The 13085-nt window shown below is 44.5% G+C and carries 11 protein-coding genes and 2 pseudogenes; 12 read left to right on the top strand and 1 reads right to left on the bottom strand.

Going from position 1 to position 13085, the window contains the following annotated elements; all coding sequences use genetic code 11:
* The 12 genes and pseudogenes from IKB69_RS08110 to IKB69_RS08055 all read left to right on the top strand — a co-directional run.
* Window positions 1–570, top strand: a pseudogene (locus IKB69_RS08110) (hypothetical protein); the annotation flags it as partial.
* Entirely contained in the window at window positions 570–1370 is an 801-nt protein-coding gene (rfbF, locus tag IKB69_RS08105; protein ID WP_290948190.1) for a glucose-1-phosphate cytidylyltransferase, read from the top strand. The pseudogene IKB69_RS08110 and the gene rfbF, both read left to right, overlap by 1 nt.
* Window positions 1371–1375: 5 nt before the next feature.
* The gene (gene rfbG / locus IKB69_RS08100; protein WP_290948189.1) at window positions 1376–2452 is read left to right on the top strand and encodes a CDP-glucose 4,6-dehydratase; all 1077 of its coding nucleotides are present in this window, start codon (window positions 1376–1378) and stop codon (window positions 2450–2452) included.
* A complete protein-coding gene (locus IKB69_RS08095) occupies window positions 2449–3636 on the top strand; it encodes a pyridoxal phosphate-dependent aminotransferase (RefSeq protein WP_290948187.1) in 1188 nt (395 codons plus the stop codon). The genes rfbG and IKB69_RS08095 overlap by 4 nt, the downstream gene beginning before the upstream one ends.
* Window positions 3620–5398, top strand: coding sequence for a thiamine pyrophosphate-binding protein (locus tag IKB69_RS08090; protein WP_290948185.1), 1779 nt, complete (start codon window positions 3620–3622; stop codon window positions 5396–5398). The genes IKB69_RS08095 and IKB69_RS08090 overlap by 17 nt, the downstream gene beginning before the upstream one ends.
* Window positions 5398–6414 carry an NAD-dependent epimerase/dehydratase family protein gene (locus IKB69_RS08085; protein ID WP_290948183.1) on the top strand — a complete coding sequence of 339 codons (1017 nt, stop codon included), beginning with the start codon at window positions 5398–5400 and terminating at the stop codon, window positions 6412–6414. The genes IKB69_RS08090 and IKB69_RS08085 overlap by 1 nt, the downstream gene beginning before the upstream one ends.
* Window positions 6377–7111 (top strand): FkbM family methyltransferase, encoded by a 735-nt coding sequence (locus tag IKB69_RS08080; protein ID WP_290948180.1) that lies wholly within the window; start codon window positions 6377–6379, stop codon window positions 7109–7111. The genes IKB69_RS08085 and IKB69_RS08080 overlap by 38 nt, the downstream gene beginning before the upstream one ends.
* 59 nt (window positions 7112–7170) lie before the next feature.
* The gene (gene rfbH / locus IKB69_RS08075) at window positions 7171–8484 is read left to right on the top strand and encodes a lipopolysaccharide biosynthesis protein RfbH (RefSeq protein WP_290948192.1); all 1314 of its coding nucleotides are present in this window, start codon (window positions 7171–7173) and stop codon (window positions 8482–8484) included.
* Complete coding sequence (locus tag IKB69_RS08070) at window positions 8474–9862, top strand: glycosyltransferase family 2 protein (RefSeq protein ID WP_290948178.1); 1389 nt, start codon at window positions 8474–8476, stop codon at window positions 9860–9862. Before rfbH ends, IKB69_RS08070 begins: the two co-directional genes overlap by 11 nt.
* A gap of 62 nt (window positions 9863–9924) precedes the next feature.
* On the top strand, window positions 9925–10200 hold the full coding sequence (locus IKB69_RS08065) for a hypothetical protein (protein ID WP_290948176.1): 276 nt from the start codon (window positions 9925–9927) through the stop codon (window positions 10198–10200).
* Window positions 10200–11204 (top strand): NAD(P)-dependent oxidoreductase, encoded by a 1005-nt coding sequence (locus tag IKB69_RS08060; RefSeq protein ID WP_290948174.1) that lies wholly within the window; start codon window positions 10200–10202, stop codon window positions 11202–11204. The genes IKB69_RS08065 and IKB69_RS08060 overlap by 1 nt, the downstream gene beginning before the upstream one ends.
* The gene (locus tag IKB69_RS08055) at window positions 11204–12481 is read left to right on the top strand and encodes a glycosyltransferase family A protein (protein ID WP_290948172.1); all 1278 of its coding nucleotides are present in this window, start codon (window positions 11204–11206) and stop codon (window positions 12479–12481) included. Before IKB69_RS08060 ends, IKB69_RS08055 begins: the two co-directional genes overlap by 1 nt.
* Here the strand turns inward: IKB69_RS08055 and IKB69_RS08050 are convergent.
* A pseudogene (locus tag IKB69_RS08050) lies at window positions 12482–13082 on the bottom strand (phosphatase PAP2 family protein). It lies immediately after the preceding gene.
* Between the last annotated feature and the right edge of the window lie 3 nt (window positions 13083–13085).

Below are 13085 nucleotides of genomic sequence, written 5' to 3'. Positions count from 1 at the left end.
GGGGGGGGTAAATATTTAAGGGATTCAGCTTCGGGTAGTCATTGCACTGATTTCACAAATTTTGAGAGAACCGCAGACCTCAAGTCTAGCTCCCTCTTAAAATTTGTGAAAAACAGCACAAGCAATACCGCAAATCTTAGAATCCTAGAATCCCAAAGCAGTAATGAAAATCACAAATCTCATTACGACAAGCAACTTGCACCACAAAGCCCCGATTCTAGCTCCACAATCTTAGAATCCCATATCGCACTAGAATCTAATTTTCCGTCATTGCGAGTCGACAACGACGGCGCGGCAGTCCAACCTACTCAATCGCGTGGCAAGAGCAACCTTGAAAAGAACTCATCTCAAACAAAGCTAGAATCTAGCTTTAAAAAAGTGAATTCTATGGATTGCCACGATTTACCAAGCAAGTCTCACAATGACAGAAAACCAAGCCCTACCACGCTTGCTAGTAATGATAGCTTTTTAGATTCTAGTCTTTTTCTGTCATTGCGAGCTACTGTGGAAGTAGTAGTGAAGCAATCCACACCCCGCAAGCCTAGCCCATACACTTATAAGGTAGGCTGATGAAAGTCCTTATCCTAGCTGGTGGGCTTGGTACAAGGCTCGCTGAAGAGACGGGGCTTAAGCCAAAGCCTATGGTAGAAATAGGCGGGCGACCGATTTTGTGGCATATTATGAAGATTTATGCACACTATGGCTTTAGTGATTTTATTATCCTTACAGGCTATAAGGGTCATATCATCAAAGAATACTTCCTAAATTACTACACGCATTACAGTGACATTACCATCGACCTGCAGGATAACTCCTTGCAGATCCACGCCAATCGCCACGAGCCTTGGCGTGTAACACTCCTTTACACCGGGCAAGACTCGCAAACCGGAGGGAGAATCCTCCATGCCAAGCCTTATATCAACAATGAAAGCTTTATGCTTACTTATGGCGACGGTTTGAGCGACATAAATCTCCACGCGCTTTTAGACTTCCACAAATCCCACAAAGGTGCTATGAGTATGACTTCTGTGCTACCAGATGGGCGGTTTGGCGCGCTAGAGATAGAGCCTAGCACCAATGCCGTAAAGACCTTTGTAGAAAAGCCCAGAGGCGATGCTAGCGCGCAGCAAAGCGGCTGGATCAATGGAGGGTTTTTCGTGTGTGAGGCTAGAGTGCTTGAGTATATAGAGCGTGCAGGGCTTGGGGATATGACTATCCTAGAGCAAGAGCCCTTGAAAAATCTAGCTAAAGATGGCGAGCTCTATACCTACCAACATAGCGGCTTTTGGAAGTGTATGGATACTTTGAAAGACAAAAACGACCTGACACAAATGTGGCTTAGTGGCAGCGCACCTTGGGCGGTATGGTGATCGCAATGTTTGATGAAGCTTACCGCGGTAAAAGAGTCTTGCTAACGGGGCACACCGGCTTCAAAGGCTCGTGGCTAGCTCTGTGGCTCTCACACTTAGGGGCTAGGCTCTATGGCTACTCCCTGCCCCCACAAGAGCCTAGCCACTACACTCTAAGCGGTGTGCAAAAGCTCTTTGCCAAAGAGTGGTTAGCAGACATCAGCGACTATGCCACGCTAGAATCTGCCCTGCAAGAAGCCAAGCCTGAAGTGGTGCTCCACCTAGCAGCGCAGCCGCTTGTAAGGCAGAGCTACCAAGACCCGCTAGGAAGCTTTGCTACAAATGCCCTAGGCGTTGCTAATGTGCTAAATGCCTGCCGCAAGCTAGAGCATTTGCGCGCGGTAGTGATTGTAACCACTGATAAAGTCTATGAGAACAAAGAGTGGCTCTATGGGTATAGGGAGTGCGATGCGCTTGGTGGCTATGATCCTTACAGCGCGTCTAAGGCGTGCGCGGAGATCATCACAGACTCTATGCGCAGGAGCTTTTTCCACCCAGAAGATTACGGCGCAAGCGGAGATAAGGGGCATAGCGTGCTAATCGCCACTGCTAGAGCTGGCAATGTCATCGGCGGTGGGGATTTTAGCCAAGATAGGTTGCTGCCAGATCTAGTGCGTGCAGCTCGCGCTAGTGGCAAAGCACGCATTAGGAGTCCGCACGCTACGCGCCCGTGGCAGTTTGTGTGTGAAAGCTTGCAGGGTTACTTGCTGCTGGGGCAAGCTCTGCTTGCAGGGAGCATAGAGTGCGCTAGTAGCTTCAACTTTGGACCTAGTAGTGAGCAGATTTTGCAAGTGGAGCAGGTGCTAGAGCTGGCAAGGCAGGAGTGGGAGCAGATCGCCTACACTATTGAGCCAGATTCTAGCTTGCATGAGAGCGGGCTACTAGCACTAGACTCTAGCAAGGCCAGGCAGCTGCTAGGATTTAGCCCGCTATGGAGCGCCACAGAAGCGATACAAAGAAGCGTAGCTTGGTATAGGGCGTGGAGCGAGAAGGGCACGATCCTAAGCCAAGAGCAGCTTGGGGAGTATATGGAGCTACTATGACTACTTTATCGACAATTGCTTCGCAAATTGATGGGCAGCCGATGTTTAAAACCCTAGATGAAGCCCTAAGATTGGAGCAAGAGGGGAAAGAGATTTTACACTTTGAGCTAGGAGAGCCAGATTTTGATACGCCAAGAAATATAGTGGATTCTGCTATCAAGAGCTTGCGAGATGGAGAGACACATTATACAAGCTCAATGGGACTTTTAGATTTTAGGCTAGCAGTTCAGCAGGCTACAAGCTTTAGTAGGCATTTTACTCCAGATATTGAGCAGATTTTAGTAACACCGGGCGCGAATTCTATCATCTATCTTGCTATTAAATGCCTTGTTAATCCACAAGAAGAAGTGATTATTCCAAATCCCGGATTTCCCACCTATTATACAGCAATCAAAGCATGTGGAGCAGTAGCCGTGCCTGTGGAGCTTAAGGAAGAAAATGGCTTTAGACTTCAGCCAAAAGATTTGCAAAAGTGTATTACACCTAAAACAAGGCTAATTATCTTAAATACTCCAAGCAATCCAACAGGTTCTGTGATGTTTCCCCACGAGATCGAAGAAGTCGCATATATTGCAAAAAAACACAATATATTTTTACTAAGTGATGAGATTTATTCTCGCTTGATTTTTGATGAGAATAAGTCATTTTTTAGTCCATCTTTTTTAGATCATTGTAAGGAGAGGACAATAGTTTTAAATGGTTTTAGCAAGGGATTTGCAATGACTGGCTGGCGGCTTGGTGTTGCCATAGGACCAGCACAAGTGATAGAAAAAATGGGACTTTTACTCTCTACCATTATTTCTTGTGTACCGCCTTTTATACAAAGAGCAGGAATAAATGCGATTAAAGGCGATCAGCAAGAGATAAGATTTATGAAAAACGAATATGCTATGCGTAAAAAAGTCCTAGTAGATGGGCTAAACTCTCTACTTGGTGTGAGCTGTATAGAGCCAGATGGGGCGATTTATGCTTTTCCAAACATTACCAAAACAGGTATGAATAGCGATGAGTTTGCTCATTTTGCTTTACATAAAGCAGGTGTAGCATTGCTTGCTGGGACAAGCTTTGGGAGTGCTGGTGAAGGGTTTGTGCGTATGTGCTATGTCAATAGTGCCCAAAATATCAATAAAGCTATCGCAAATATCAAGCAAGCATTAGGAGAGTATTATGAAAAGCGTAGCTGATTATGTGGCGGATTTTATTGCCAAAAAACTTGGGATAAAGCAAGTATTTATGGTAACAGGCGGAGGAGCTATGTTTTTAAATGATAGTATAGGTAGGCATAAAGATATAGAATCTATTTTTACACACCATGAGCAAGCTGCTACTATGGCTGCACTTGGCTTTGCGAAATACGCAAACACTATTGGTGTGGTTTGTGTTACAACAGGCTGCGGTGGGACAAATACGCTAACAGGTGTGTTAGATGCTTACCAAGATAGCATACCACTCTTGATCATCTCTGGACAGGTTAAAACAAAAGACACTTCGTATTTATGCCCTATATCTCTTAGGCAGTTTGGCGTGCAAGAAGCGAATATTGTCTCCATTGTAAAGCCAATTACAAAATATGCTCTAACAATCACCAACCCCACGCAAATTGCTTACCATTTAGAAAAAGCGTCTTTTGTAAGCAGAAGTGGCAGACCCGGACCTGTGTGGATAGATATTCCTATGGATATACAATCAGCCATGATTGATGAGAGTAGCTTAACACATTTTGATTGCAAAGATCAGAGATGTATACCGCGTATTGATGAGATTTTAGAGCAATTAGCCCGTGCCAAACGCCCCATTATAATTGCTGGAAATGGCATTAGAATCTCAAATAGTGTCACAGTATTTAGGGAGTTTGTGCAAAGATGCAATGTCCCTGTAGTTACATCATTTTTAGGGATTGATTTGTTGCCACACGATGAGCCACATTTCATCGGGCGCATAGGCATCAAAGGCGATAGGGCTGGGAATTTTGCTTTGCAGAATGCCGATTTTGTTTTAGTGCTTGGGTGTAGGCTTAGTGTTGCCGCGACGGGGTTTGAGTATGGAAGCTTTGCTAGAGAAGCAAAGGTGGTGGTGGTTGATATAGATTCTAATGAGCATAAAAAAAACACCATAGCAATTGATGAATTTATACAAATTGATTTACGCGATTTTTTTAATCAATCTAAAGAGATAGCACCACAGCCTAGCTGCTTACAGTGGCTAGAATTATGCAACAAGTGGAAGAAAAAATGGACACCATTTTTGCCAAGATATGCTACTGAGCCTTTTATCAACAAATACACTTTCATAGAGCATTTGTGCAAAAAGCTACACAAAGATTCTGTGGTGGTTAGCGATGCTGGCTCGGCGTATTATGTGGCTTCACAAGCACTTTTTTTGACACGAGATAATCGCTATATCACTTCTGGAGCGCAAGCGGATATGGGCTTTAGTTTGCCTGCTTGCATAGGGGTATGCTTTGGTAAGTATCGGCAAGAGGTTATTGGTATCACAGGTGATGGGTCGTTACAAATGAATATTCAAGAGCTTCAAACAATGGTGCATTATCAGTTGCCGATTAAACTTTTTGTATGGAATAACAATGGTTATTTATCTATACGAGCTACACAGGATAAGTTTTTTGCTGGGATACATATAGGGACTGATGTGGATTCTGGTATATCATTCCCCAATCTTGAGAAAATCGCTTATGCGTATGGTATAGAGTTTTTCAAAGTAGATAGTGTGCAGAATCTAAGCCAAACATTAGATAGGGTGTTTGCTATCAATAAGCCGGTAATTTGCGAGATTATATGCCCAAAAAATCAAGAGATAATTCCCAATGTCTCATCACTCAAGCTAGATAATGGCACAATGATTTCCAAACCACTTGAAGATATGTATCCCTATCTTGATAGAGAAGAGTTCTACCAAGAAATGATTATTAAACCTATGGACACTTAATGCGCCTACTAATCACCGGGGGCGCAGGATTTATCGGCAGGGCATTGCAAGAGTTCTTGCAAGCTAGGTATAGCTACAAGATTTATGCTCCTAGTTCTAGCGAGCTAGACTTGACCCAAGAAGCAGAAGTTAGCAAATATGTGGCAGAGCGTAAAATCTCCCACATTATCCACCTAGCCAATCGCGGCGGCGGGCGCGACACGATGGGCTTGCACGACATCGCCGAGTATAATCTGCGAATGTTTTTTGCCATTATGAGTCAAGAGAACAGGGTAGAAAAAATCCTGCACTTTGGCTCCGGGGCGGAGTATAGCAAGCACAAGCCCATTGTATCTGCAAGCGAGTCTAGCTACCTAGAGAGCCTGCCACTTGACTCCTATGGATTCTACAAGAGCGTGTGCTCGCGCTTCATAGAATCCACGCGTGGCAATGTCATAGCTTTAAGGATCTTTGGTTGCTATGGTGCAGGGGAAAATTATCGCTATAAATTCATCTCAAACGCCATTGTCAAAAATCTCTTACGCCTGCCAATCACTATCTACAAGGACTGCGTGTTTGACTACATCTACATTGATGACCTGTTGCGCATAATCGACCATTTTTTACACGCTAAAACTAGCCTAGCACATAGGATTTATAATGCTAGCAGCGGCAGCGGCGTGGCTCTAAGTAACCTAGCAGAGATGATTAATGCCACCTCCCCCTACAAGTCGCCAATCCACATTCTAACCCCCGGGCTTAACAACGAATACACCAGCGACAATGCTAGGCTTCTGCAAGCAATGCCAGAGCTTGCGCTCACCCCACATAGCCACGCCATAGAATCTATGCGCGAGTATTTTGCTAATAATCTTACTAGTCTAGATATAGAATCTATCAAGACTGATCCGTATTTGGCAAAGATTGAGGGAATGTGGACAGCTAACAACTACGGGGGGGGGGGGGGTAACCTTGCTGCTACAAAAAGACTGCGAGCGAATGACTCCGCTAGAGATTTTAAACTTCAGGCATTATGAGAGACTAGATAGCACGATGATATTTGAGCTTGTAGAAAATGATGCGCTGGTGTTTGATGTTGGCGGGAATATTGGGTATTACTCCATAGCCCTAGCCAAGACTAGAAATGCTACAATCCACGCCTTTGAGCCAATAGATAGCACTTATAAGCAGTTTATCGCCAATGCCTACTATAATGGTGTGCAAGATCGTGTGCGTATCAATAACTTTGGGCTTTTTGACAAGAGTGGGGAGCTTACATTCTATGTTTATAAGCAGGATTTCGGCAATGCTTCTGCTGCAATTATGCACGAAGAAAAGGAAAATGAAAAAATCGTGTGTAAGGTGGAGAGGCTTGATGAGTATGTCAAAGCACAGGGTGTGGAGCGCATAGATTTTATCAAGCTTGATGTGGAGGGAGCGGAGATTTTCGCGCTTAGAGGGGGGCTGAAAAGCATAGAGAAGTATAAGCCCATACTCTTTGTAGAAATGCTTAGAAAATGGGCAGCAAAGTATGACTATCACCCTAATGAGATTATTGGTATGCTGGAGCAAATTGGCTATATATGTTGTTTTGCGTGTGAGCGGGATAGTGCTTTAAGGCTTACGCGCTTAGAAACAATGACAGATCAAACACAAGAGACAAACTTTTTCTTTCTCCACAAGGAGAAGCACAAAGACCAGATACAAAGGCTTACTAATCAATGTATAAAATAGATGCAAATATGCTACAATGCGCCCTTTTAGAATGTAAGCAGAAGAGCAGTAGAATACAAATGACCAAAGAGCAGCTACAAGAAGAGATCATACAAAAAGTGCGTGAGTATTATGCCCTAGCACACGCACCAAAGCAGGAGTTTATCCCCGGAGTTTCTAGGATCAATTATGCTGGTAGGGTATTTGATTGCAGTGAGTTAGAGAATGCTACAGAAGCGGTACTGGAGTTTTGGCTTACAAGTGGAAAATGGACGAAGAGATTTGAGCAGAGTCTAGCAAAGTATCTTGGCGTGAAATACGCGCTAATGGTTAATTCTGGCTCTAGCGCGAATCTACTGGCATTTTTTGCACTCACTTCTCCACTTTTGCAAGAGCGACAAGTCAAAAGGGGCGATGAGATTATAACCCTTGCTGCAGGCTTCCCCACGACTATCGCGCCTATGATCCAATATGGAGCGCTACCGGTGTTTGTGGATATTGATGAGCGTGCAAATATTGATGTGAGTGCGCTAGATTCTGCCCTAAGCCCTAAGACAAAGGCAGTGATGATTGCTCACACTTTGGGCAGCCCCTTTGATATAACAAGTGTGAAAGCCTTTTGCACTAGGCATAATCTTTGGCTTATTGAAGATAACTGCGACGCGCTAGGGTCTCTCTATCAAGGGCGCAAGACAGGCACATTTGGCGATATTGGCACAAGCTCATTCTATCCTCCACATCATTTAACTACAGGCGAGGGTGGCGCGGTTTATACAAGCGATCCGCTACTAAAAAAAATCCTCCTATCAATGCGCGATTGGGGGCGGGAGTGCTTTTGTGAAAGTGGAGTAGATAATACTTGTGGAGCGAGATTCTCCAAGCAGTGTGGCGAGCTTCCCTATGGCTATGATCACAAGTATGTGTATAGTCATTTTGGCTTCAACCTAAAGGCTACTGACTTGCAAGCAGCCATTGGCGTAGCGCAGCTAGAGAAGATAGAATCCTTTAGTGCAAAAAGGCGCGAGAATCACGCGCGATTATGCGAGCTTTTGCAAGGAGTAAGGGGGCTTAGTGTTATTGGTGCTAGAGATGAGGCTAGTCCTAGTTGGTTTGGTTGTTTGATGATGGTAGATAGTGCGCAAAGGCGTGTAGCTCTTGTGCAGCACCTAGAATCTAAAGGTATCCAAACGCGCGCACTTTTTGCAGGCAATATCATTAAGCACCCTTGTTTCACACATTTAGAAAATGGTAGAGACTATCGCGTGGTAGGCGATCTAGCGCGCACAAATGCGATGATGGAAAGGGGCTTTTGGGTGGGGGTGTATCCGGGGCTAGAGCAAGCGCAGATAGAGTATATAGCCCAAGCAATCAAGGAGGGCTGCAATGCGAGATAAAAAGCTAGAATCCACTTTTGAAAAAAGCCACGATTTGAAGGAAAGCACCTACTTAGCCCAAAAGCCAACGCCAAAACCAATCTTCTATGGCGTGGGTGATATGCTTAAGCATCACTACACCAAAGCTGAGCAATATGCCATTATCGCTGAAGTAGAGCGACGATGCAAGCAGTATTTAGATCCTAATTTTGATCCCACAAGCTTCATCTACCCTAGGGATAATTTCGCTATAAATGCGGAAGTAGAATCGCTATGTGTTGTTAGACAAAGTTTAGAATATAAGCAAGCTCAAAGTGAAAGCCAAACTCCGCTCTTTACCATTGCCATCCCTACTTACAATCGCATAACTCTCCTGCGACGAGCGATCCTTAGCGCGCTGGCACAGGACTTTGATAAGCCTTATGAAATCATTGTTGTAGAAAATCCGCTTGAGCCTATAAGCTATCCCGCAGAATCTATGCTACAAGAGTTTGCTAGCCATATAACCTACTATCAAAATGCCAAAAATATCGGTGGTCTAGGAAATTGGAATCGCTGTTTAGAATTAGCTTGTGGTAAGTGGGTTTGCTTGCTCCATAGTGATGATGAGCTACTACCTAGCTATCTCTCTAGGATGCATGCTCTTGTTACTAATCCCACTTACTCCCAAGCCCTACTTATAGGCGCGATAGAAGATACAAGCCAGATATATCCGCGCACGCTTTTGCAAAGACTCTATGGCAAATGTATAACTAAAGCGCGCCTGCTAAAGCTACAAATGCAAGCTAGCTTTAGCGATGGTTTTTGTGATTTGCCCCCTAGGGCTATGCTACATAATCGTGCTAAATGTATAGAGATTGGCGGTTATAATGAGAGCGAAGCTCCTAGTGGAGATATGACATTTTTCAATCGTGCGGCACTTTGTGGGGAAGTTTTTTGCTATGCTGGAGATTTGCTTACGCGCAATCATTACGAGGCTTCAAGCTGCAAAGATCCAAATGTCGCGCTAATGATGATTTTGCAAAATCCACAGATGTTTTTATGTTTTAATCATAAGCTTACTCACGCCCAGCTTGTGGGGAATCACGCGTGGTGGAGTCGGTATTTTGCGCATTTGCCCTTGCTTAGACTCTATGCACAAATGCGCTTACGCCAGCAGTTTAGGCTCTTTGGTGTGCGCCCTAGCTGGCAGGAGAGAGTCAAGTGGTATATGAGAGAGCACTGCTACTTTGTCTTTGCCACATTGAAGATGGCAAAGTCTCTTCTCACAGGGCGAGTTGGTGCGCAAGAGCTAGAATTCTCGTTTGAAAACGAGCAAAAAACGCAAAAAGTGGATTCTAGCAATGTCGCCCAAAGTGTAGGCGAGCTACCCCAAACATTTATGCCCCCCCCCCATTAGATTTTCTTGCTAGTCAAGTTTTTGTAGATTCTAGGGCAGTCAATTCTGCTAGCGCAGAATTTATGGATTACCACGCAATCGCTACCGCGCTTGCTCGCAATGACAAAAACAACACCCCAATTCTCAACACGCCGCAAGCACAATTAAACCTAGATTCTAGTAAAAGCCCAAGCGATTCTAAGATTTTAGATGAAAAATGTGGGTTGCAAGGAAAATCACAAGGGAGTTACCTTAGCGGTAATGACCGCAGAGATTTTTCGCCACTCCTGCATTTTTCGCTAAAAGCTGAGTTACCACAAGCAAAAAAGCCAACGCCAAAATTAGCAAGGGCTAGCTAATGCAGCGCATCTTACTAACCGGCTCTAGTGGCTTTGTCGGCTCACACTTCATCAAGCTTTATCACACAAAATACCATATCATAGCCCTTGTGCGCCCTAGTAGCGATGTAAGTAGTATTGCACCATATTGTGAGATCGCGTGCTATGATGGGAGTACAGAGTCGCTAGAAGCGATTTTTGCGAGCTATTATATCGATGGTGTAGTGCATTTAGCGGCATTTGTGCAAAGTGGGCATAGCGGGGCTAGTGATATTGCTAGTCTTGTTGCTGCAAATATTACTCTAGGAGTGCAGATTTTAGAGCTTATAGCCAAAACCAACGCGTGCTTTTTTATCAACACGCTCTCCTACTTCCAATTTGCTAATGCTAGTAGTTATAGTCCCTTTAATCTCTATGCGGCTACAAAACAGGCGTTTTATGATATTTGTGTGCATTATGCAAAGACCCTGCCGACAAAAATTGTACATATCCTACTTTATGACACTTATGGAGAGATGGACACTAGGGGAAAGATCCTAAGTCTTTGGCGCGATCTTTTGTGCCAAAAATCGCCCAAAAACCTAGCGATGAGTGATGGGCTACAAGTGCTAGATCTAACCCATATTGATGATATTGCTAGTGGCTTTGCTCTAGCTATAGACTCCATAGACTGCTTGTATACAAATACCATCTATACCCTAGAATCCGCAAATCGCATAAGTCTAAAAGATTTAGCTAGCTTGTTTGAAACCCTAGCCAATGCATCCTTGCCACTAGATTTTGGTATGCGTAAGAGTGCGATCCCACCAATCCAAGTGCCTTTAAGTGTTGATGAGATTTGCACCAAAGCTAGCTTTGCTAACAAGTGCGCTAAAACGGGGGGGGGGGGGCAAACACCAAACCAAGCATACTTACATACTTCTATGCCAATTGCCAAGCTGCCTAACTACACTCCAAAGGTTAGTCTAGAATCTGGGCTTATGCGCGTGATTTCCACGCCATCTAAACAGACAAAGGAGCAATAATGCAAGCCAAAGAATCTAAAGAGATAAAATACAGCATTATAATTCCCGTGCGCAACTGCAAGGAGTTTGTACCCTATGCGATAGCTAGCGTATTAGAGCAAGCAGGAGATAGGGAGGATTATGAAGTGATTGTGAGTGATAATTACTCAAGCGATGGCTCGTATGAGTATGTGCAGACACTTACGCATAAAAGAGTGAGAGTGATGCGCCCACCGCAAGTTTGCACAATGAGTAGTCACTATGAGTGGCTTTTGGCGCAGAGTAGGGGGGAGTGGGTAAGCATTGTGGGCAGTGATGATGGCGTGCAACCCTACTTCTTTCACCTAAGTGACCGTTTGATAGAGCAGGCTAATAAGCAGGGTATAAGGATTGTCAATGGTGCTAGGGCGTATTACTTTTGGGCAGGGTGTAGTGAGAGTTATAAAGATGTCCAGACTGCCTACATAGCAGAGGCTAGATTTATCATCAAAGATGCGCGAAAAGAGTTTATCCCCACACTGCTTAGTGCGGAAGGGTTTTTTGCTATGCCACAAATTTATGCAGGCTCTTTGGTGCATAAAAGTGTGATAGCAACCATTAAAGCAAGGCAAGATGGAATATTCTATAAAAGTGCTAGCCCAGATGGCTTTGCTAGTGCAGCTATTGCAAGTCTTGGAGAGCATTATATCCACTCACATATCCCGCTTACTTGGATAGGCTCTTCGCCAAAATCCATTGGCGGTGGCGTGAATAAACAGAAAGCAAAGGAGCTTTTCGCACTGCCAAAAGATAGTATCGAGTGTGCCAAGGAGCTTGGCGGAGATTACGCGCTTTTAGGCGATATTGCTGTAACGATGTGGATGTGGGAGCCTATGCTTAATGCTAAAATGCTCCAAGATCCAAAGACCCAAGCTTTTTGGCGATCAAAGTGGGCTAGCACGATGGTTTTAGCCACCATTGTTAAAGAGCGGCGCAAATACCCTCGCATACAAGATGACTATGAGCTAGGGGAGCAGCAGCTACAAAAGCTGATATGGTGCACCAAAACAAGCAAGCTTGCTATTTATAGCCTAGCCTTTTTGCTGCGCTTTTATCGGCAGGACTTTTTCTCGCGTGCATATAGAAAGCTACTGCGCACTTTTGGGCTATTGGCAAAGCCTATAAAAGTAGATTCTAGCTACGACTCTCCCACACAAAATACCAATATCCTAGAATCTAGTAAGCAAACCCTAGCAGTGTATGAAGAGCATTTTGCGACTACTCCTATCACTCTAGAGCGCAAGTATTACTACTACTAGCTACCACGAGTAGCTAAGGCTTAGTCCATAAGTGCCTTTACCTGCTATATCTGTGCCTATCTCTGGGGTGATTAGGACTTTTCTAGGTTTATAGGGTGTGGTAAAGATCCACGCCACCCCCCCACGCAATCACACTTCCAGCAAGTACTTGCCAAATAGTATGTTTCCTAGCGACAACCCTTGAAGCATCAGTAATGATCCCAAGTCCAATGAGTGGCAACGCCGGCTTCCACCCATAGCGGTAATAAACAAACCCAGCCGCACTAAAGCTCCCACCCGCGTGTCCGCTTGGCATACCTTTCCAATCATCACAGCAAGGGCGTTTGGCAAAATCTAATGAAGCCCCCCTATCGTGCGCAAATTGAAAGCTCTTTTTGACTATTTCGATTACCCCTTGGGTAACAAGCGAGCCTGCTGTAAGCTGGATAGCTCCTTCATAATCTTGCATACCAAGACTTACGATAAGCACACCAACAGGCGCAAGTGTGAGAACATCGCCGACTTTCTCAAACTCCCCACGGGCGTGTGCAGGGCTAAGAAAAAGCAAGCATAACAGCAAGACTCCAAGGGTTTGTAGGAAAATGCGTGTGATTCTAGGCATTAG

Origin of the sequence: Helicobacter sp., from assembly GCF_017502485.1 — a bacterium.
GTDB lineage: Bacteria > Campylobacterota > Campylobacteria > Campylobacterales > Helicobacteraceae > Helicobacter_B.
This window is presented reverse-complemented; position numbering and strand designations above follow the sequence as displayed.

What these genes read in the sequence shown, in the direction of transcription:
- IKB69_RS08085 (WP_290948183.1), top strand. Translation starts at nt 5,398, where the DNA reads ATGCGCCTACTAATCACCGGGGGCGCAGGATTTATCGGCAGGGCATTG.
- IKB69_RS08080 (WP_290948180.1), top strand. Translation starts at nt 6,377, where the DNA reads ATGACTCCGCTAGAGATTTTAAACTTCAGGCATTATGAGAGACTAGAT.
- IKB69_RS08065 (WP_290948176.1), top strand. Translation starts at nt 9,925, where the DNA reads ATGGATTACCACGCAATCGCTACCGCGCTTGCTCGCAATGACAAAAAC.
- IKB69_RS08070 (WP_290948178.1), top strand. Translation starts at nt 8,474, where the DNA reads ATGCGAGATAAAAAGCTAGAATCCACTTTTGAAAAAAGCCACGATTTG.
- rfbG (WP_290948189.1), top strand. Translation starts at nt 1,376, where the DNA reads ATGTTTGATGAAGCTTACCGCGGTAAAAGAGTCTTGCTAACGGGGCAC.
- IKB69_RS08055 (WP_290948172.1), top strand. Translation starts at nt 11,204, where the DNA reads ATGCAAGCCAAAGAATCTAAAGAGATAAAATACAGCATTATAATTCCC.
- rfbH (WP_290948192.1), top strand. Translation starts at nt 7,171, where the DNA reads ATGACCAAAGAGCAGCTACAAGAAGAGATCATACAAAAAGTGCGTGAG.
- IKB69_RS08090 (WP_290948185.1), top strand. Translation starts at nt 3,620, where the DNA reads ATGAAAAGCGTAGCTGATTATGTGGCGGATTTTATTGCCAAAAAACTT.
- rfbF (WP_290948190.1), top strand. Translation starts at nt 570, where the DNA reads ATGAAAGTCCTTATCCTAGCTGGTGGGCTTGGTACAAGGCTCGCTGAA.
- IKB69_RS08095 (WP_290948187.1), top strand. Translation starts at nt 2,449, where the DNA reads ATGACTACTTTATCGACAATTGCTTCGCAAATTGATGGGCAGCCGATG.
- IKB69_RS08060 (WP_290948174.1), top strand. Translation starts at nt 10,200, where the DNA reads ATGCAGCGCATCTTACTAACCGGCTCTAGTGGCTTTGTCGGCTCACAC.